This is a genomic window from Halorubrum sp. B53 (genome assembly GCF_059752395.1).
Window position 1 is genome coordinate 333,193 of the sequence record NZ_MWTH01000012.1, and the last position, 20,386, is coordinate 353,578.

General features: G+C 70.3%; 12 protein-coding genes. 3 read left to right on the forward strand and 9 right to left on the reverse strand.

Annotation, left to right across the window (positions count from 1 at the left end; all coding sequences use genetic code 11):
- Positions 1-37: 37 nt before the first annotated feature.
- The 3 genes from leuS to B4V06_RS10860 form a co-directional block, all read right to left on the reverse strand.
- Positions 38-2,782: a leucine--tRNA ligase gene (leuS, locus tag B4V06_RS10850; RefSeq protein ID WP_498169808.1), complete on the reverse strand. Its 2,745-nt coding sequence runs from the start codon at positions 2,780-2,782 to the stop codon at positions 38-40.
- A 111-nt stretch (positions 2,783-2,893) separates the two neighbouring features.
- Positions 2,894-5,137, reverse strand: coding sequence for a hypothetical protein (locus tag B4V06_RS10855; protein WP_123113911.1), 2,244 nt, complete (start codon positions 5,135-5,137; stop codon positions 2,894-2,896).
- A gap of 130 nt (positions 5,138-5,267) precedes the next feature.
- A complete protein-coding gene (locus tag B4V06_RS10860; protein ID WP_123113912.1) occupies positions 5,268-6,122 on the reverse strand; it encodes an HpcH/HpaI aldolase/citrate lyase family protein in 855 nt (284 codons plus the stop codon).
- A gap of 126 nt (positions 6,123-6,248) precedes the next feature.
- On the opposite strand from B4V06_RS10860, the gene B4V06_RS10865 reads away from it, so the two are divergent.
- Positions 6,249-7,010 carry a class I SAM-dependent methyltransferase gene (locus tag B4V06_RS10865; RefSeq protein ID WP_123113913.1) on the forward strand — a complete coding sequence of 254 codons (762 nt, stop codon included), beginning with the start codon at positions 6,249-6,251 and terminating at the stop codon, positions 7,008-7,010.
- A gap of 70 nt (positions 7,011-7,080) precedes the next feature.
- Here the strand turns inward: B4V06_RS10865 and B4V06_RS10870 are convergent, their stop codons facing one another.
- Positions 7,081-9,237, reverse strand: a complete 2,157-nt coding sequence (locus B4V06_RS10870) for a dipeptide ABC transporter ATP-binding protein (protein WP_123113914.1) — start codon at positions 9,235-9,237, stop codon at positions 7,081-7,083.
- A 283-nt stretch (positions 9,238-9,520) separates the two neighbouring features.
- On the opposite strand from B4V06_RS10870, the gene B4V06_RS10875 reads away from it, so the two are divergent.
- The gene (locus tag B4V06_RS10875) at positions 9,521-10,735 is read left to right on the forward strand and encodes an MFS transporter (protein WP_498169812.1); all 1,215 of its coding nucleotides are present in this window, start codon (positions 9,521-9,523) and stop codon (positions 10,733-10,735) included.
- 29 nt (positions 10,736-10,764) lie between these two features.
- Here B4V06_RS10875 and B4V06_RS10880 read toward each other — a convergent pair whose 3' ends face one another.
- The gene (locus tag B4V06_RS10880) at positions 10,765-11,901 is read right to left on the reverse strand and encodes a mandelate racemase/muconate lactonizing enzyme family protein (RefSeq protein WP_498169814.1); all 1,137 of its coding nucleotides are present in this window, start codon (positions 11,899-11,901) and stop codon (positions 10,765-10,767) included.
- 99 nt (positions 11,902-12,000) lie between these two features.
- On the opposite strand from B4V06_RS10880, the gene B4V06_RS10885 reads away from it, so the two are divergent.
- Positions 12,001-14,178 carry an acetate--CoA ligase family protein gene (locus B4V06_RS10885; RefSeq protein ID WP_498169816.1) on the forward strand — a complete coding sequence of 726 codons (2,178 nt, stop codon included), beginning with the start codon at positions 12,001-12,003 and terminating at the stop codon, positions 14,176-14,178.
- Between the two features lie 72 nt (positions 14,179-14,250).
- On the opposite strand, the gene B4V06_RS10890 is transcribed toward B4V06_RS10885, so the two are convergent.
- The 4 genes from B4V06_RS10890 to B4V06_RS10905 are packed head-to-tail and all read right to left on the reverse strand — an operon-like array spanning position 14,251 to position 20,235.
- Positions 14,251-16,356, reverse strand: a complete 2,106-nt coding sequence (locus B4V06_RS10890) for a dipeptide ABC transporter ATP-binding protein (RefSeq protein ID WP_123113918.1) — start codon at positions 16,354-16,356, stop codon at positions 14,251-14,253.
- The gene (locus B4V06_RS10895) at positions 16,353-17,273 is read right to left on the reverse strand and encodes an ABC transporter permease (RefSeq protein ID WP_123113919.1); all 921 of its coding nucleotides are present in this window, start codon (positions 17,271-17,273) and stop codon (positions 16,353-16,355) included. Before B4V06_RS10895 ends, B4V06_RS10890 begins: the two co-directional genes overlap by 4 nt.
- A complete protein-coding gene (locus tag B4V06_RS10900) occupies positions 17,273-18,256 on the reverse strand; it encodes an ABC transporter permease (protein ID WP_123113920.1) in 984 nt (327 codons plus the stop codon). Before B4V06_RS10900 ends, B4V06_RS10895 begins: the two co-directional genes overlap by 1 nt.
- Positions 18,257-18,273: 17 nt before the next feature.
- On the reverse strand, positions 18,274-20,235 hold the full coding sequence (locus B4V06_RS10905) for an ABC transporter substrate-binding protein (RefSeq protein ID WP_123113921.1): 1,962 nt from the start codon (positions 20,233-20,235) through the stop codon (positions 18,274-18,276).
- Between the last annotated feature and the right edge of the window lie 151 nt (positions 20,236-20,386).

The following is a 20,386-nucleotide window of genomic DNA, read 5'->3' on the forward strand; positions in this document are numbered from 1 at the left end:
GGGCGGCCGACCTCGGTTTAAAAACGGCGCCGGGCCGCTACTCGACGATGTCGATCGCGGGTCGCCCCGGCTCCGCCTTCCGGACCACCGCGTCGTCGGCGTCCGCGGCGCGCTCGACGCGGACCGGCGCGTCGAACTCGCGCTCGATCAGCCACGCGGCCGCGCGCAGCGCCTCGTACTCGTCGTCGCCCGACAGGGTCGCCTGCAGCGCCTCGCGGTTCGCCTGCAGGTCCTGGCCGTAGGAGGCGGCGTCGTCGCCCCGCTCCCGGATGTGGCTCTCCCCCATCAGCTCGGAGATGAGGTTGTCGGCGTCGCTGTCGATCGCGATCTCCAGCGCGTCGTACTTCCAGTCGGGGGCGACGACGACGTCGATCCGCTCTGGGTCCTCGATCCCGGCGACCTCGACGATGTCGCGCACGTCCTCGCGGGTGTTCGCCACCAGCCGGCGGCGCTTCTCGACCGTCTCCCGGTCGACCGTCGCGGTCGGCCAGTCGGCCTCGACGACGAACCCGTCGCGGCCGAGCGCCTCCCACAGCTCCTCGGCGAGGTGCGGGACGACCGGCGCGAGCAGGCGGACGGCGACGTCCAGCCCGCGCTCGTAGGTGTCCGGGTCCGGGTCGGCGTGCTCGCGGTAGCTCCGGAGCGTCCCCACGAGGTCCTGCGCCTCGCGGAGCGCGACGTTGAAGGTCAGGTCGTCGTACTCGTCGCCCGCGATGGCGACGGCGGCGTCGACCTCGTCGGCGACGTAGTCGTCGATCGTATCGCGGCCGGCGGTCGCCGCGCCGGGGCCGTCCGCGGCGGCCTCGTCACCCGCCACGTCCCCCGCGGCGTACGCCTCGACCAGATCGCTCAGGCGCGAGAGGAACCGGTGCGTCGACTTGACGCCCTCCTCGGACCAGTCGAAGTCGCGCTCGGGCTGGGCAGCCTGCATCATGAACAGGCGCGCCGTGTCGGCCCCGTACTCGTCGACGATGCGCTGGGGCGAGACGACGTTGCCCTTCGACTTCGACATCTTCTCGCCCTCCAGCTGGACCATCCCCTGCGCCAGCAGGTTCGTGAACGGCTCGCGGTGCGCTAACCCCTCCTCGTCGGCCAGCACCTTGGTGAAGAAGCGGGAGTACAGCAGGTGCATCACGGCGTGCTCGATGCCCCCGACGTACTGGTCGACCGGCATCCAGTCGTTCGCGCGCTCTAAGTCGAACGGGGCGTCGTCGAGGTCCGGCGAGACGTAGCGCAGGAAGTACCACGAGGAGTCGACGAACGTGTCCATCGTGTCGGTCTCGCGGGTGGCCGGCTCGCCGCACTCCGGGCAGGTCGTCGCCTTCCACTCCTCGGCGGCGTCCAGCGGGTTCCCGGTAGTGTTGATGAACTCCGGCAGCTCCACGGGCAGGTCCTCGTCGGGGACCGTCACCGGCCCGCAGTCGTCGCAGTGGACGACCGGGATCGGGGTGCCCCAGTAGCGCTGGCGGGAGATCCCCCAGTCGCGCAGCTGGTACTGGGTGCTCTCTTCGGCGCTCTCGATGTCAGCGGTGAGCCGCTCGCGGGCCGTCTCGCTGTCGAGGCCGCTGTACTCGCCCGAGTTGACGAGGACGCCGTCGTCGGTGAACGCTTCCTCGCTCACGTCGGGCGCCTCCGGGACCGTCTCGCCGTCCCAGTCGTCCGGCTCCGGCGCGACGACGGGTTCGATGTCGACGCCCATCTTCTCGGCGAACGCGTGGTCGCGCTCGTCGTGGCCGGGCACCGCCATCAGCGCGCCCGTCCCCACGTCCGAGAGGACGAAGTCGGCGACGAAGACGGGGATCTCCTCGCCCGTGGCGGGGTTGGTCGCGGTGAGGTCGGTCTCGACGCCGTTCGGCTCGTCGCCCTCGGGATCGGCCTCGTGGTGGACGAACTCGTGGACCGCGTCGTCCTCGGCCGCCAGCGCCTCGCTGATCGGGTGGTCCGGCGCGAGCGCGAAGAACGTCGCGCCGTGGACGGTGTCGACGCGGGTGGTGAACGCCTCGACGGGGCCGTACTCCCGCGGCTCGGTCCTCTCGCCGCGTCCGTTCGAGGCGCTTCGCGCCTCGCTGACCTCGAAGTCCAGCGTCGTCCCGTACTGGCGGCCGATCCAGTTCCGCTGCATCTGGCGCACCGAGTTGGGCCACCCCTCCAGGTCGTCGATGGCCTCCAGCAGCTCGTCGGCGTACTCGGTGATCTCCAGGAACCACTGGTCCAGCTCGCGGGCCTCGACGGGCGTGTCACAGCGCCAGCACAGCTCGGCGTCGCCCTCGACCTGCTCGTCGGCGAGGACGGTCTCACAGGAGGGACACCAGTTCACCTCGGCGTCGCGCCGCTCCACGAGGTCGGCGTCGGCGAAGCGGCTGAACAGCCACTGGTTCCACTTGTAGTACTCCGGCGTGCAGGTGGTGATCTCGCGGTCCCAGTCGTAGCCGAACCCCATCGACCGCATCTGCCCTTTCATCGTGTCGATGCAGTCGAACGTCCAGTCGCGGGGGTTGGTGTCGCGCTCCTTCGCGGCGTTCTCGGCGGGGAGCCCGAACGCGTCCCACCCCATCGGGTGGAGCACGTCGTCGCCGCGCATCCGGCGATACCGGGCGTACGCGTCCGTGATGGTGTAGTTGCGGACGTGGCCCATGTGGAGCTTGCCCGACGGGTACGGGTACATCCCCAGCACGTACGTCGGGTCGTCGGCCTCGTCCGGCGTGTGATACACGGAGGCGTCGTCCCACGCCTCCTGCCACCGATTCTCGACCGCGCTGTGGTCGTAACCCTCCTGAGACATCTGCTTATATACTCGTGGTCGGGTCGGCGTCGTATAGCTTTCCATCCACTGGTGCGGCGTGGCACACGGGCTTGCGGGCGGGAGCAGGGCAGGAGAAAACGGGTCGCCCGCCTACAGCTTCCCGGCGTTCTGGGCCTGCTCGACGCGTTTCGTCGCCTGCTCGATCCGCTTCCCGGTCGCGTTCGCGAGCCCGGGCGGGAGCCCCTCGCGCGCCGCCGCGAGCCGCTCCTCGATCCGGGCGATCCGGTCGGCGACGTTCTCGAGCTGACGGTCCGTCCCCTCGCCGTCGCCCTCGCGGGCGCGCTCCTCGGCTCTCCTCGCGGCCTCGACCGCGGCGGCGAGCGCGCGTTCGAGGCCGTTTATCGCGTTCGTCGGGCCGCCGTCGGTGTCGTTCCCGCCGCCCGAGCCGCCGTTCGTCCCGCCGCCGGTTCCGCCGTCATCGTCGTCGCTGTCGCCGTCGTCGCTTTCCGCCGCCGCGGCCGCGACCGCGGCGCGGGTTTCCTCGGCCACGTCGGCGACGTAGCCGGCGAGCGGGGCCGCCCCGGTCTCCGGGCGCTCGATCCGGATCGGCGGGCGCCCCCCGCCGTCGTCTCCGTCGTCCGAGTCGTCCCCCGACCCCGGCGGGTCCGGGTTCACGCGGTACGCGCCGACCTCGTCGTCGGCGTCGCGGACCTCGGTCGTGTAGGCGCCGCCGGCGTGGACGTAGACCGCGTCGCTCCCGTCGATCGCGGAGTCGTAGATCCGGCCGGCGAAGTCGTCCTCGACCGCGGTCCGGGTCAGGTCGGCGTCGCTCTCCGCGTCCGACAGCTCCACCTTCTGCGCGTTCTCGCGGGCGACGAGCGGGATCTCGCCCTCGGCGCCGGCGGTCGTCACGGGCTCGTCGGCGGCGACGGTCAGCTGCTCGCTGTGCGGGGCTTGGCCGGCGCCGTTGACCGTGAGGCGGTGGTCGCCCTCGGGCACCCCGTTTGCGACGGCGACCCCGCCGGCGAACGTCGGGACCGCCTCGGGGTCGCTCTCGATCAGGACGAACGACTCGACGCTCGCCTCGGTCGTCGTCAGCCCCTCGCCGTCGGGGGCCTCGTCGGTCTCGGTCGCCGTCGTGACGCGGGCGACGACGGCGTCGAGCGCGCCGGCGGCCTCGGCCCCGTACGACTCGTCCTCGGCGATCGCCTCGTACCGGTCGGCGAGCTCCGCGCGGTGGTTCCCGGCGGTGACGTCGAGCGCGGGGTTCTCGTAGCGGGGCTGCTCCCACGGGACGCCCGTCGTCGTGATGTGGCTCGCGACGGCGTCCTCGACGACCTCCGGGACGGCGAACTCGAAGCTGAGCTGCGGTCCGGTGAACGCGGCGATATCCTCTAACTCGGCGCTCTCGACGAGCTCGTAGCCGACGACCTCGTCGACGGTCTCGTCCGCGATCGGGTCCTCGCGGTCGGCGTGTCGGAAGGCGACCCCCGTCTCCCGGAGCGGGAGGTCGGTCGGCGGCGACCGCAGCGCGTCGAGCGACCGGACGGTCAGCGCCCCGTCGACCAGGGAGCCCTCGGTGACCGACGGGAGGTCGGGGTGCTCGTAGATCGGCGCGCCCTCGTACTCGGGGACGACGAACGGGAGCCGCATCCCCTCGTCACGGGGGAGCCCGTACGCGATCGGGACCCCGAGGAGGTCCTCGACGGTGTCTATCGTCGTGTTCGTGATGTCCGCGAGCAGCCCCTCCTCGCCGACGCGCTGGAACTGATCGGGGTCTTCGTTGACCGAGAGTGTGCTGGAGTGCGAGCCGAGCTCGGGGAGGATCCGCGGGACCACGTCGGGGTCGGGGTCGAGGAACTCGTTGTTCGGGACGCTCCGGGAGTGCGAGCTGGCGACGTACAGCTGGGGGTCGCCCGTGTCGAGGTCGACGAACACGTGGAGGACCTCCCAGTCGTGCCAGTGGAAGTTCGCGGTGAACTGGTCGAACGCGGAGTAGAACCAGAACTGGACGACCGCGAGCGGCGAGTCCTCGTACCGGACCCCGTTGTAGAACACCGTCGGGTTCGGCGGCTCGCCCGCCTCCTCGTACCGCTCGTGGTAGCCGTCGAACGCCGCGAAGCCGTCGACGACGGTCTCGCCGTCCTCCTCGGCCGCGTACGGTCGCGGATCGGTCGGGAACCACGGTTCCGCGGAATCGAAGTACAGCGTCGGCGCGAACCGGGCCGCGAGCTCGTCGAGCCGCTCCTGTTCGAAGTCGATCGTCGCGGCGTCGTCCGGCTCCGAGCCGGAGCAGCCGGCGACCGCGGCGCTCCCGGCGCCCGCGAGCGCGCCGAGGACGGTCCGCCGGCCGACGGTCCGACGGTCGCCGTCCGGGGCGGGTCGGTCGGTCACGGGCGACCCTCCCGGCCGTCCGGACCCGGACCGTTCGTCGGGGACCGCGACTCCATGTTCATTTCACTAGTTTACGACCGTAGCGGCGAATAAGTCTTCTGACGACGCGACCGTCGACGTCGTCGGGTGATCAGCGGATCCCGGCGGCCTCGGCGCGCTCGATGACGGTCTCCGCGCGCTCGATCAGCGGTGGATCGATCATCTGTCCATCGACGGTGAACGCGCCGGCGCCCGCTTCCTCGGCGCGCTCCCGTTCGGCGAGCACCGTCTCGGCCCACTCGAGCTGGTCCGCCCCGGGCGTGAACGCGCCGTTGATCTCCGGGATCTGGTCGGGGTGGACGGCGAGTTTCCCGTCGAACCCGATCTCGGCGGCGAACTCGGCCTGCTCTCGCAGCCCGTCGAGGTCCCGGATGTCGGTGTAGACGGTGTCGAACGCGTCGACGCCGGCCGCGGCCGCCGCGACGACGACCCGCTGTCGCGCGTAGAGCGACTCGGTTTTGTCGTCGGTCACCGTCGCTCCGATGTCGGCGGTGAAGTCCTGATCCCCGAAGGCGACGGCGTCGACGCCGGACGCCGCCGCGATTTCGTCGACGGCCACGACGCCCGCGGCCGTCTCGATGAGCGGAACGATGCCGACGGGCTCGTTCGTGAGCCGACCGAGACGCTCGAACAGCGCTTCGACGGGTTCGGCCCCGTTCACCTTCGGCAGCACGACGCCGTCGGGCGGCGAATCGGCCTCGCCGACGACGGCGTCCACGTCCTCCGGCCCGGACCGGCCGTACGGGTTGATACGAACGGTGACGTCGGGCGCCGGGTCGTCGAGCGAGTCGAGCATCGATCGGACGGTTCGCCGTGCCTCGGCCTTCGCGTCGGGGACGACGGCGTCTTCGAGGTCGAAGATGACCGCGTCGGCAGCCGTCTCGACAGCCTTCTCCATCATCTCTCGGTCGTCGCCCGGGCAGTACAGCAGCGATCGACGGACCATGCCGGCCCCACGCCCGCCCGCCACGAAAATCCCAGGGGCGAACCGACACATCTCGAGGGTGAACCGACACATCCCGGGAGTGAACCGACCGGAACGCCTTTCGCCGGGCGACCGGACGGACGGAACATGCGAGAGTCGAGAGACCGAAAGCGGTCCGCGGCGGCGCGCTTCGGGGACCGCGCCGCCGAGTACCTCGACAGCGACGTCCACCGCGCCGGCGACGACCTGGACCGGCTCGCCGGGTGGTGCGCGTCGGCCGAGCGCGGGCTCGACGTCGCCACCGGCGCCGGCCACACCGCGGGCGCGCTCCTCGACGCCGGCGTCGACCGGGTCGTCGCGGCCGACGCGGCGCCCGCCATGGTGACCACGGCGACGGCCGCGTTCCCCGGTCTCGAGGGCGTCGTCTGCGACGCCGAACGGCTGCCGTTCGCCGCCGCGAGCTTCGACGCGGTGACCTGCCGCATCGCCGCCCACCACTTCCCGTCGCCGACCGCGTTCGTCGACGAGGTCGCGCGCGTCCTCGAACCGGGCGGGACCTTCGCCTTCGAGGACAACGTCGCCCCCGCGGACGACGCTCTCGACGACTTCCTCAACGCCGTCGAGCGGCTCCGGGACCCGACGCACGTCCGGTCACACGCGGTCGCAGACTGGATCGAGTGGCTCGAGGACGCCGGGTTCGCCGTCGAGACGTCGAGCGTCGTGACCAAGCGCCTCGAGTTCGACGAGTGGATCGCGAACGTCGACGCGCCGGCCGAACGCCGCGAGCGGGTCGCCGCCGCCTTCGAGGAAGCGCCCCCCGGTGCCGCGGAGACCTTCGAGATAACCCGCGAGGACGGGACGATCGAGTCGTTCGCCAACCTCAAACTGCTCGTCCGGGCGACCCGGTGACCCCCACGGCGAGGCGCCGAACGCCACCAGTCGACGCCGACCGAGTGGTTAGTCGACGCCGCTCGGGTGGTCAGTCGACGTCGATCGGTTCGTCGACCCGGGCGGGCTCGTCGATCCTCGACTCCTCGCTCGGGTGAAAACACGCGGCGAAGTGGTCGTCGCCGACCCAGGCGCCGAGTGCGGGCTCCCGTTCCCGGCAGCGCTCGGTGGCCTTCGGACAGCGGGGAGCGAACCGACATCCCTCCGGTGACCCCTCCGGGTCGGCCGGTTCGCCCTCGAGGGTGACCCGGTCGCGGCTCCCTCGCGGATCCGTCTCCGGGACGGCCGCGAGCAGCGCCTCCGTGTACGGGTGTTTGGGGTCGGTCACGATCTGCTCCGTCGGCCCCGTCTCCGCGAACCGCCCGAGGTACATGATCGAGAGCCGGTCGGCGATCTGTGTGAGGCTCGCGAGGTCGTGAGAGATGTACAGCACGCCGATGTCCTCGGTGTTGGCCAGCGAGCGGAGGAGGTTGAGCACCTCCGCTTGGAGCGAGACGTCGAGCATCGACGCCGGCTCGTCGCAGATGAGGAACTCGGGGTCGATGACGAGCGCCCGGGCGATGGCGACCCGCTGGCGCTGGCCGCCGGAGAGCTCGTTCGGGTACTTGTCTAGGTAGCGCTCGGCGGGGGCCATCCCGACCCGTTCGAGCGTCTCTCGGACCGCCGCGTCGCGCTCGTCGGTCCGATACCCGTGGATCGCGAGCGGCTCCTTCACCAGAGTCTCGACCGTCATCCGGGGGTTCAGCGACTCGTAGGGGTTCTGGAAGACGATCTGGAGCTTCTGTCTGAACGACTGGAGGTTCCCGTCCCGGTAGTGTTCGTGCGACCGCCCGTCGAACGTGAACCCGCCGTCCGTCGGCTCCTCGAGCAGCGCGAGGGTCTGTCCGAGCGTGGACTTCCCGCAGCCGGACTCGCCGACGACGCCCAGTATCTCGCCGCGCGAGACCGACAGGGAGACCCCGTCGACGGCGCGGATGTGCGAGCCCCCGCCGAGCACGTCTCGGAGGATCTCGCCGCGCTGGTCGTACCACCGGCTGAGGCTGTTCGTGAACCCGGTCACCGTCGGCGAGACGCCGTCGACGGGGAGCCGGCCGAGGAGCGACTCCGAGCTCTCGTACCACTTGCGTAACCCCTCGACCTCGAGGATGGCGTCGTCGGTGTCGGGGCGGGACCCCTCCGCGGCGCCGCCCCACGTGGCGGCGTCCTCGGCCTCCCGTCGCATCGGGACCGCTCGCTCCGCGTTGTGGCACGCGACGCGCTGTTTCCGGTAGGGGAGCTCGCGGAGGTCGGGCGTCGTCGTCTCACACTCCTCGCTCGCGAACGGACAGCGCGGCTCGAAGACGCAGCCCGTCGGCTTCGCGTCCAGCTGCGGCGGTCTCCCCGGGACCGAAACCAGCCCGTCGGCGTCGTCGTCCAGCGCGGGGAACGCGTTCTTCAGCCCCATCGTGTAGGGGTTCGACGGGTTGAGGAGGAGGTTCTCGACGCGACCCTGCTCCATCACCGTCCCGCCGTACAGCACCGACATCTCGTCGCAGGTCTCCGCGATGACGCTCAGGTCGTGGGTGATCAACAGCAGCGAGCTGTCGGTCTCCGCTTGGATCTGGAGGATGTTGTCGATGATCTTGTCCTGGACGATGACGTCCAGTCCGGTCGTGGGCTCGTCCGCGACGACGAGCTTCGGCTCCAGCGCGAGCGCCATCGCGATTACGACTCGCTGGCGCATCCCGTCCGAGAACTGGTGCGGGTAGTCGCCGACTCGGTCGGGGTCGAGGCCGACCGTCTCGAACAGTTCCTGCGCGCGGCGGCGGGCGTTCCGCTCCGAGATCTCCCGGTGGGTCTGGATCGCCTGTCGGATCTGCGCGCCGACGGACATCACCGGATCGAGCGCGTCGATCGCCGTCTGGGGGATGAACGCGATCTCCTCCCAGAGGAGGTCCTGTCGCTCCGAGGGCGTCAGCGACCGCAGGTCCCGCCCCTCGAACTCGATCTCGCCCGACTCGATCACCGCGTGGTCGGGGAGCAGACCGAGGATGGCCTTCGCGGTGGTCGACTTCCCGGACGCCGACTCGCCGGACAGCGCGTAGTTGACTCCGTCGTCGATGGTGAACGACACGCCGGTCACGCTGTGGAGCGTCCCGTCCTGCGCCTCGTATCGCACCGTCAGATCGTCGACGTCGAGGAGCGTCACGGGGACGCTCCCCCGATCGGTCTGGCGGTGTCACGGCTCGGGCGACCGACCTCGCCCCTCGCGAGAGTCGATCCCCTGCGCTCGCGCGAAACCATCACGGACGATCATAGCATTCAGTACCATTATGAACGCTGGGGTCGAACCGCTCGCCACGATGCCCGTCGAGCGACCGCCCCCCGTCCGTCCGATCGAGAGGCGGAAGGGCCGTCGCCGATCCCTCGGTCCGCTGGACGCCGGGGAAGAGACCGACGCCGGTCCGCGGGAGCGGAGGTGGTGACGAGACGTGGACCGATCGGCGCTCGGTCGACTCGGGCGGTTCGACGCGGTCGTCCTCACGTCGACGCTGTGGTTCTTGGGGAAGTTCGTCCGCTTCGCGTTCCCGCCGCTCTTCGAGCGGATCGCCGGCGTCTACGAGATCTCGGCGGCGGGGCTCGGGACCCTGTTCAGCGGGCTCCTCCTCGTCTACGCCGTCCTCCAGTTCCCGTCCGGGCTGCTCGCGGACCGGTTCGGCTCCGTGATCGTCCTCGCCTCGGGGTCGGCGCTCGCGGCCGTCGGAGCGCTCGCGCTCGCCGTGGACGCGCCGTTCGCCGTGCTCGTCGCCGGGATGCTGATTATCGGGGCCGGCACGGGCACGCTCAAGACGGTCGGCGTGCGGCTGCTCTCGCGGGCGTATCCCGACCGGACCGGACGGACGCTGGGCGTGTTCGACACGTTCGGCAGCCTCGGCGGCGTCGCGGCCCCCGCCGCGGTGGTCGCGTTCGCGGGGCTTCCCGGCGTGTTCGGTGCCGGCTGGCGGACGACGTTCCTCGCGTCCGGCGTCGCGTGGATACTCGTGACCGCCGCGTTCGTCGTCCGGGTCCCCACACGGATCTCGGAGACCGACGGCGGCGGGGCGACGAGCGGCGGCGGGGACGTCCCCGTCCGCGAGTACGCGGCACTCTTTCGGAACCCGCGGTTCTCGGCGTTCGTCGCGGTGACGGTCCTGTTCTCGTTCGCGTTCAACGCCGCGTTCGCCTTCCTCCCCCTGTACCTCACGCGCGAGGCCGGACTCGAGCCGACCACGGCGAACCTGCTGTTCAGCGCGCTGTTCGCGGTGAGTCTGGTCCAGCTGCTCACCGGCGAGCTGAGCGACCGGACGGGAGAGCTGCCCATGATCGCGTTCACGCTCGGCCTCGCGGCGACCGGCCTCGGCTCGGTCATCCTCCTGACCGACCTCGGAGACCCGGTCCTGTTGGGCGCGGCGATCGTCTGTCTCGGACTCGGGTCGCACGGCTACCGACCGGTCCGCAGCGCGTACCTGATGTCGGTCTTTCCCGCGTCGGTCGCCGGCGGCGGCCTCGGGGCGGTGCGCACGCTCCTGATGATCGCGGGCGCCTCCTCTCCGGCCCTCGTCGGATACCTCTCGGAGACGGCCGGGTTCAAGCCGGCGTTCTGGCTCCTCACCGCGACGCTGGCCGTCGCGGCGGGCATCTCGGTCGCCCTCTGGCTGTTTGAGTAGCTCCGCCGCCTCAGTCGACCTCCGCCGCCTCAGTCGACCCGGAACTCGGCCAGCGTCTCGGGGTCGATCTCGACCCCGAGCCCCGGCCCGTCCGGTACGGGGACCTCGGTGCCCTCGTTCCGGATCGGGCCGACGGCGAGCGCCTCGCGGATCGGGTTCGGCGTGCGGTCGAACTCCAGTCGGGGCGACCCCGGCAGCGTCGCGAGCAGCTGGAGGCTCGCGGCGAGCGCGACCGCGCTCCCGAACACGTGCGGGTAGGTCGCGAGGCCGGCGGCGTCGGCGATCTCCGCCGCCCGGCGTGCCGACGTCAGCCCGCCCGCGCTGGTCACGTCCGGCTGGAGGACGTCGGCCGCGCCGGCGTTCACCGCGCGTCTGAAATCGGGCGCGAACGCCCAGCACTCCCCGCCGGCGATCGGAACCTCGGCGTCTCGGTTCAGCCGCGCGTACGCCTCGATCCGCTCCGGCGGGAGCGGCTCCTCGAAGAACCGCACGTCGAGTCCGGCGAGCCCGTCGGCCACCCGGCGGGCGGCGGGGAGGTCGTACGCGTGGTTCGCGTCGGCCATCAGCGCGACGTCGTCTCCGACGGCCTCCCGCACGGCTCGGACCAGCTCCACGTCGGCGTCCGGCCCCCAGCCGAAGTGGCGCTCCGTGCCGATCTTCAGCTTGAGCGCGTCGAACCCGGCGTCGACGTGCGACTCGGCCTCCGCGACGACCGCCGCCTCGAGCTCGTCGAACTCGTCGACCGGGGGCCAGAAGTGCCCGGTGGCGTAGGCGGGGACCGCGTCGCGGCGCGCGCCGCCGAGCAGCGTCGCGACGGACGCGCCCGCCGCCTTCCCGCGGAGGTCCCACAGCGCGAGGTCGACGCCGCTGACGGCGCCGGCCGGGACCGTCGAGTGGTACGCCGACCGGAGGTCGAAGACCAGGTCCTCGTGGATCGACTCGACGGCCGCGGCGTCGCGCCCGCGAAGCAGCGCGGCGATCCGCTCGTCGATCACCTCGCGGGTGCCGGCGATCGGTCCCCAACACTCCCCCCAGCCGACGGCCCCGTCCGCGGTCTCGACCCGCACCAGACAGTACTCGCGCGAGGAGATCCACTTCTGGGCGTTCGCGAACCGCTCGTCGAGCTCCCGGCGGAGCGGTATCGCCTCGACGGTGCGTATCTCCATGTCGTTCCCTCCGACGTGACTCCCGACTATAATAAAGGATGATGAATATTGGGGGCGTTCGGGAACAGGTTCAGGCGGATTCCCGTGGGATCGACGTGCATGTCAGGAGACGACGCCTCGGTCGTCAAGTCGAGCGCCGACGCGACGCCCGCCGTGCCGGACCTGGATCCGCTCTTCGATCCGGAGTCGGTGGCGGTCGTGGGAGCCAGCCCCGACTCGTTTTACTCGGGCAACCTCGTGAACAACCTCCTCGACTACGGGTTCGACGGCGACCTGTACCCTGTCAACCCGAACCGAGAGGAGGTGTGGGGCCGCCGGTGTTACGACCGCGTCGCCGACGTGCCCGAAACCGTCGATCTGGCCGTCGTGAGCGTCCCGCGGGAGTACGTCGTCGAAGTCGTCGCCGCGGCCGGCGAGCGGGGGGTCCCGGTCGCGCTCGTGCTCTCCGCCGGGTTCTCGGAGGCCGACGACGAGGGAGCGGAACTCGAGGCGCGGCTGGCCGCGACCGCCGCCGACGCCGGGATCCGCGTCGTCGGGCCGAACTGCATCGGCGTGATGAACTCGCGCGGCGCGACGCTCACCTCGACGTGTTCGCGCGAGCCCGAACCGGGCCGGATCGGGCTCGTTAGCCAGTCCGGCGCGCTGGCGTTCACGACCTTCTTCGAGCGGGCGGCCGACCGCGACCTCCACTTCAGCCACATCGTCTCGACGGGCAACGAGGCCGACCTGACGCTGACGGACTACGTGGCGTACCTCGCGGAGCGGGAGACCGTCGACGTGGTGTGCACCTACGTCGAGGGGATCGACGAGCCGGAGCGGTTCATGCGCGTCGCCGAGCGCGCGGTCCGGAACGGGACGCCGGTGCTGACGGTGAAGGTCGGCCGGTCGGACCTCGCGGAGGCGGCCACGCTGTCGCACACGGGATCGCTCACCGGGCGCGACGACGCGTGGGACGCGGCCTTCGACCAAACGGGGGTCCAGCGGGTCCCGGACGTTCCGGATCTGCTCTCGCGAGCGAGCGCGCACGCCGCGTACGGGACGCCCGACGGCGACCGGGTGTGCGTCGCCTCGACCAGCGGGGGCCTCGCGAGCCTGCTCGCGGACATGGCCGCCGAGCGCGGCCTGTCGCTGCCGGCCATCGACGGCGAGACCGAGCGGACGCTGCTCGGGATCGAGGAGCTCCTGACGTACGGCGGGTTCAACAACCCCGCCGACATCCGGGGGTACGGCGCGGAGGTGCTCCCCGAGATCGCCGACGCGGTGCTGGCCGACGACGCCTTCGACGTCTACGTGTTCGCGATCGGGCTGCCCGGCGTCGACGAGCGCGCGGAGACGATCGCCGCGGACCTCGAGGCGATCGCCGCCGAGGCCGACGACCCGGTGTACGTCCTCTGGACCGGGCGGAAGGAGCCGGACGACCCGACGGCGACGCCGCCGTACGCCCGCCTGCGGGAGTCCGTGCCGGTGTACGAGGACCCGGGACGCTGTCTGGACGCGGTCGCCTCGACCGCCGAGTACGCCGCCGACCGCGACCGGCTGGCCGACCGGCCGTCCAGGGCCGCCCTCGCGAGCGCCCTCGAAGCGCAGGGCGGCGTCGACGCGCCCGACTCGGAGCTCCCCCGGGGACGCGTGTTGACGTGGCGGGAGACCGAGCCGCTCCTCGACGCCTACGACGTCCCCGTCGTCGAGACCCGGGTGGCGACGGACGCCGACGAGGCCGTCGCGGCCGCCCGCGATATCGGTTTTCCGGTCGTCTGTAAGGTCGACTCGCCGGCGCTCCCGCACCGGACCGACGCCGGCGCGGTCGAGCTCGGCCTCGATTCGGCCGCGGCGGTCCGGGAGGCGTACGACGACGTGACGGACGCCGCGCTGGCGCGCGTCGACGCGGCCGACGTGGCCGGCGTGCTCGTCCAGCCGATGGCCGGCGACGGCGTCGAGGCGATCCTCGGCGTCGCCTCCGGCGACGTGTTCGACTCGCTGGTCACGGTCGGGCCCGGCGGCGTCCTCGTGGAGGCGCTCGACGAGACCGCGACGCTCGTCCCACCGTTCTCTCGCGCCGACGCGCGCCGCGCCGTCGAGGCCACGGCGCTCGCGGACCTGCTGACCGACCGGCGCGGGGACGCGCCGCTCTCTGTCGACGCGGTCGTCGACCTGCTCGTGAACGTCGGGAACTTGGCGGCCTCGGTCGACGCGGTCGCCGAGCTCGACCTCAACCCGGTCGTCGTCACGCCCGACGGCCCCCTGGCCGTCGACGCGCTGGTCCGGACGAGCGAGTGAGCGGGGTTCGGGGCTCGAACGGAGAAGCGGTGAAAACCGAAACGGAAGCGAGACGATCGCCGCCGCGGCGGACTACAGCGTCAGCTCCTCCTCGACGATCTCGCCGACCTCCTCCTCTCTGGCCTCGGCGTAGCGGTCCAACAGCTCGGACTCGACGTCCTCTACCGGGTGGTAGCAGGCCGCCTCGTGCCCCTCGTCCGCGAACGTCGACCGCGTCGGCTCCTCGCCGCGACACGTCTCGTCGGCCTTCGGACACCGGGGCGCGAAGTTGCACCCGTCGGGGAGGTTCACCGGATTCGGCGGCTCCCCCGGTAACAGCACCCGCTGCCTGTCGACGTCGGGGTCGGTCTTCGGCGAGGCCGCCAGCAGCGACGCCGTGTAGGGGTGTTTCGGGTCCGTGACGACGTCTTTCGTCGCCCCGATCTCGGCGATCCGACCGAGGTACATCACGGCCAGGCGGTCGGCGATCTGCGTGAGGCTCGCGAGGTCGTGCGAGATGTAGACGATCCCGATGTCGCGCTCGTCGGCCTTCTCTCTGAGGATGTTGAGAATGTTGGCCTTCAGCGAGACGTCGAGCATCGACGCCGGCTCGTCGCAGATCAAGAGCGTCGGTTCGAGCACGAGCGCCTGCGCGATCGCGACGCGCTGGCGCTCCCCGCCCGACAGCTGGGCCGGGAGCTGGTCGAGGTACTTCTCGGCCGGCTCGAGGCCGACGTCCTCGACGGTCTGCCTGACGCGCCGGTCGATCGTCTCGCGGTCGTGGCCCTGGATCTTCAGGGGTTCCGACACCGCGGCGCGAACCCGCTGGCGGGGGTTCAGCGAGTCGAACGGGTCCTGGAAAATGAACTGCACCCGCGAGCGGAACTCCTTCGTGTTCCTCCCGAGGAGCTCGTCGACCGGCGTCCCCTCGATCAGGATCTCGCCGCCAGTCCGGTCCTGGAGCGCGGCGATCACCTCCGCCAGCGTCGACTTCCCGCAGCCGGACTCGCCGGCGACCCCGACGATCTCGCCCTCGCGGACGGTGAGGTCCACGCCGTTGACGGCCTTGACGTAGTCGGGATCGGCGCCGCGCAGGTCGTCGAAGATGCCCTGCGGCTGTTGGAACCACTTCTCGAGCCCCCGCGTCTCGAGGATGGTATCCCCGACGCCGCTCGACCTGTCGCTCTCGTCGCGGACGTCGATCCCCCACGTTGCGGGGTCGGCGGCCTCCTCCCGCATCTCGTCGGCCCGGTCGGCGTAGTGACAGGCGGACAGCTGTCCGCCGACCTCGGCCAGCGGCGGGTGGCTCCGCTCGCACTCCTCGGTGGCGAAGGGACACCGGTTGCGGAACACGCAGCCCGTCGGCTCCTGGGTGAGATCCGGGAGTGATCCGGGGATCGAGATGGCCTGCTCGTCGAACTCGTCGACCTCCGGGAAGGCGTTCTTCAGCCCGATCGTGTAGGGGTTGGTCGGCGCCCTGAAGATCCGGTCCGTGTCGCCCTGTTCCATCACTTTCCCGCCGTACAGCACCGACATCTCGTCGCAGGTCTCGGCGACGACGCCCACGTCGTGAGTGATCAGGAGCAGGGAGCTGCCGATCTCCGCTTGGATCTCCATGAGCTTGTCGATGATCTTGTCCTGGACGATGACGTCCAGCCCGGTCGTCGGCTCGTCGGCGATGAGGAGGTCGGGGTCCAGTGCGAGCGCCATCGCGATGGTGACGCGCTGGCGCATCCCGCCGGAGAACTGGTGCGGGTAGTCCCCGGTTCGGTCGGGGTCAAGACCGACCATCTCGAACACCTCGGCGACGCGTTCGTTCGCCGTTCGCTTCGAGACGTCCCGGTGTTCGCGGATGGCCTGTCGGATCTGCGCGCCGACCGTCATCACCGGGTCCAGCGAGTCCATCGCGCTCTGCGGGATGTAGGCGATGTCCTCCCAGCGGACCGACTGCCAGTCCCGCTCGGAGAGGTCGAGCAGCTCCCGCCCATCGAACCGGATGCTCCCTCGGCGGACCTCGCCGTTGTCGTCTAACAGTCCGAGGACGGACTTCGCCAGCGTGGACTTCCCGCAGCCGGACTCGCCGACGAGCCCGTAGTTGTCCCCCTCGTCGATCGAGAACGAGACGTCGTTGACGGCGTGGACGTCGTTGCCCGGCATCCGATACGTGATCTTCACGTCGTTGATTTCGAGTAGACTCATTCTTGCTCCGTCTGTAGGTCGGGGTTAACTATCTCCTCGAACGCCCGTCCGACCAGGAAGACGCCCGTCGTGACGGCGCCGATACCGATGGCCGGCGGCAGCACCCACCACCATGCGACGCGGATCGCGCCCGACCGGAACACCTGCTGGAGCATCCGCCCCCAGGAGGTCGTCGTCGGGTCGCCGAAGCCGAGGAACGCGAGCGAGGCCCCGGCGACGATCGACCAGCCGACGGCGTACGCGGTGTAGAGGAACCCGATCCCGAGGACGTTCGGCGCCACGTGGAGGAACATCGTCCGCATGTGGCCGGCGCCCCTGGCGCGGGCCGACTTGACGAACGTCCGCTCCTTGACCGTCATCACCTCCGAGCGGATGACCCGCGCCGGCATCTTCCACAGGAAGACGACGAGCACGGCGGTGATGAGCCAGACGCTCGGCGTCACGAACGAGAGGATCACCAGCGCCATCGGCAGGAACGGGAGCGCGAAGGTGAGGTCGGTCAGCCGCATCAGGAACTCGTCGACGCGGCCGCCGAAGTAGCCGCTCGTGAGCCCGACCAGGAAGCCGAGGACGCCCGTCCCGACGCCGCCGAACAGGCCGACGATCAGCGTCGGCCGCGCGCCGGCGAGGAACTGGCTCAACACGTCTTTTCCGAACGACGTCGTTCCGAACAGGGCCTTCCCGCCGGGGGGTTGGAGCCGCATCATCGACCCGCCCTGCTGGAGCGTGTCCTCGATCGGGTGGTACGGGGCGAGGTACGGGCCGAAGACGCCGAGGAACCCGAAGACCACGATGACGGCGAAGCCGGCCTTCGCCGCGTTGTCGCGCAGCACGAAGCGCAGCGTGCGTCCCGCTCGCTCGAGCTCGGAGCGGATCCGTTCCCTCGCCGTGTCGGTGTCGATGGTGTATCCTGACATTAGACGTCACCTGCCTCGACCGTCGGGTCCAGTTTCGCGTACGCCAGGTCGGCGGTGAGGTTCATCACGATGACCGCGAGCGCCATGATGAACACCGCCGCCTGGACGGTCGGGTAGTCTTGGTTGAGGATCGCCTGAACGAGCGCGCGACCGATCCCAGGCCACGCGAAGACCACCTCCAAGGTGATCACTCCCTGGAACAGCATCCCCGTCCGGAGCGCGAAGTAGGTGACGAGCGGGAGCAGCGAGTTCCGCCCCGCCCGGCCCAGCTGCGCCATCTCAGAGAGCCCCTTCGCGCGGTGGAGCATGAGGAACTCCGACCCCTTCCGCTCGACGACCGAGTTGCGCGCGAGCATCAGGAAGTCGCCGCTGTAGAACAGCACCGTCGCGGTGAACGGGAGGATGTAGTGTCGCAGGAAGTCAACCGAGACGAACGTCTCGACGTACCCGTCGGGGTTGGCCAGCGAGCTCCGCATCCCGAAGGCGGGCAGCCACCCCAACCCGTACGAGAAGATGATGAGCAGGAAGATCCCCGTCACGAAGATCGGCGTCGCCCGGAAGACCGTGGTCACGACGATGCTCGACTGCTCGAACCACGACCCGCGGTTCCAGCCGGCGTACATCCCGGCGAGGGAGCTGACTATCGCGGTCGCGACGAGCGCCGGCAGCAGGAGCACGAGCGTGTTGACCAGCGCGGGGATGATGATCTCGCCGACCGGCCGCTGCTGGGTGAGCGAGATCCCGAACTCGAACGTGAACAGGTTCTGGACGTACCTGAGGTACTGGACGTATATCGGGTCGTCGAGCCCGTACATCGCCCGTATCTGTTCGACCTCCTCCGGCGTCAACGACCCCGACGCCACGAGCGCGCTGAACGGGTCGGCGGGCAGCAGGCGCAGCGTGGCGAAGATGATACTGACGGCGATCAGGGTCAGCAACGCCGCGATGATGGTGCGCTTTATTAAAAATCGTCGAAAACTCATGGATAGTTGGAGGTCCTCTACGAGAAGTCCGGCTGGTCGAGGTCAGCGCGGGACGCGTGCCCGTTCTCGACGCGCTCGGCGAAGGCGTCCCACGCGTCGCCCTCCGGCCAGACGAGGTTGTCGTCGCCGTCGAACGTGTACCCGGCCTCTTGGAGCATCGTTCGAGCGGCGTCGACGTCGTACTCGTACGGCTCGGTCTCGCCGTGGTAGGGGGTCAAAAGCGGCGTGATCAGGTTCTGCCCCTCGATCGCCTCGCCGCGACCGCCGAGCGTGTTCTCGACGAACCCCTCCTTGTCGAAGGCGTGCGACAGCGCCACGCGGAACGTCTTGTCCCGGAACAGCGGGACGAGGTGACTGAGGTGGACGTCCGTGGGGACGTAGTTCCGCGACGTCTGCTTCTCGACGCCGCTCGGGTTCGCCGCGCGGTCGGCCTGCGCGTTCGAGACCGTCGTCCCGATGGCGTCGATGTCGCCGGACTGCATCGCGCCGATGAGCGTGGAGACGTTCCCGACGTTGGCGTGGACCATCTCGTCGATCCCGTCGCCGGGGACGAAGTACTCCCCGAGCAGCTCCTCGCGGACGTCGTCGTCCCACATCCAGTTGTTCTCGTGCTTTTCTAAGCGGAGCTCCGCCCCCTGCTCCCAGTTGACGAACGAGAACGGCCCGGTCCCGACCGGGTTCTCGGGGTTGTACTCGCTCGGGCTGTCGACGTCCGACCAGCGGTGCTCGGGGATGATGGCGCTGCGGACGACCCGCTGGGTAAGGAACGCGGCGTCCGGCTCCGTGAGGTTGAACCGGACGCGGCCGCCGCCGGTCTCCGAGAGCACCTCCACGGAGTCGATCGTCCGGATGAATGCGGCCTGCTGGGGCGCGTTGTGCTCCTTGTAGAACTCGACGCTGAACTTCACGTCGCTCGGGCCGAACGACTCGCCGTCGTGCCACTCGACGCCCTCTCTGAGGTCCATCTCGACGGTGGTGTCGTCGACGACGTCGGCGTTCGTCGCCAGGGCGGGGACGATCTCGAGCTGCGGCGAGGCGTCGAAGAGCCCGTCGTAGACGTTCAGGAGCCGTTTCTCCTCCTGACCGCCGCTGGAGAACGGGAGGTTCGTCCCCTGCATCCCCGAGGTGACCCCCTTCACCCAGGTCGTCGAGTCGCCCTGCGGCTGGAGGTTGACCTGCGTCCAGATGAACGAGTCGCGCGTGGTCCCGTTGCCGGGGGTCGGCACGTACCCCTCCCAGTCGGCGGTGTTGGCCACCGTGATGACCTCCGGGAAGTTCGCCGCGATGAGGTAGGCGTCCTCGTTGAGTTTGCGCTGGATCTCGTGGCAGATCTCGGCGCGCGCCTCCGTGTCGCCGATCGTCGACGCCTGCTCGTCTAACAGCTCCGTGACCTCGTCGTTCTTGTAGTTGTAGTAGTTCCCGCCCGTCTCCGGGTGCGCCCGCATCAGGAACGGGTTCGGGTCGAGCCCGCGCTGTGGGTCCGGCCCGTGGAGGTTCATCGTTATCGGCACCGGATGCCCGATGTCGGCCCGCCAGAACTCCCCGTACCGGGTGCTCGGCTGGACGTTGATCAGGTTGACGCCGACGCCGATGTCGTTCATCGACTGCTGGACGAGGAGCGCGAACTCCCGCATCCACGGGGTCTCGGCCTGCGCGAAGTGGGTGTCCACCTGGGGGACGGTCTCCCCCTCGACCGCGGTGTACTCGAACTGGATCGCCTCGTCGTTGACGTCGGACCCCTTCGACTCGACCGGCCACTCCTCCCAGAACTGCGTCTCGATCGACGCCGCGCCGCCGCCTCCGCCGTCGCTGCCGTCGCTGCCGTCGCTCCCGTCACTGCCGTCGCCGCCGTCGCCGCCGTCGCCGCCGTCACCGCCACAGCCGGCTATCCCCGCCATCCCGGCCGCGCCGGCGATCTGGATGAACCGCCGCCGTGATTTCGTGCCTGTCTCGATCTCGAAGCTCTTGTCTTGCGACATTCCACCCGTACGTATCCCCGTAACTCCGTTGTACCTACCCCCGATACCGCACAATATTCATCATTCTTTATTAGGGATACGAGATCCGAGGCCGATCGCGGCGGGTTCACCGTCTCCGCCGATCGAGAGCGGTCGCGCAGTTTCGATTCCG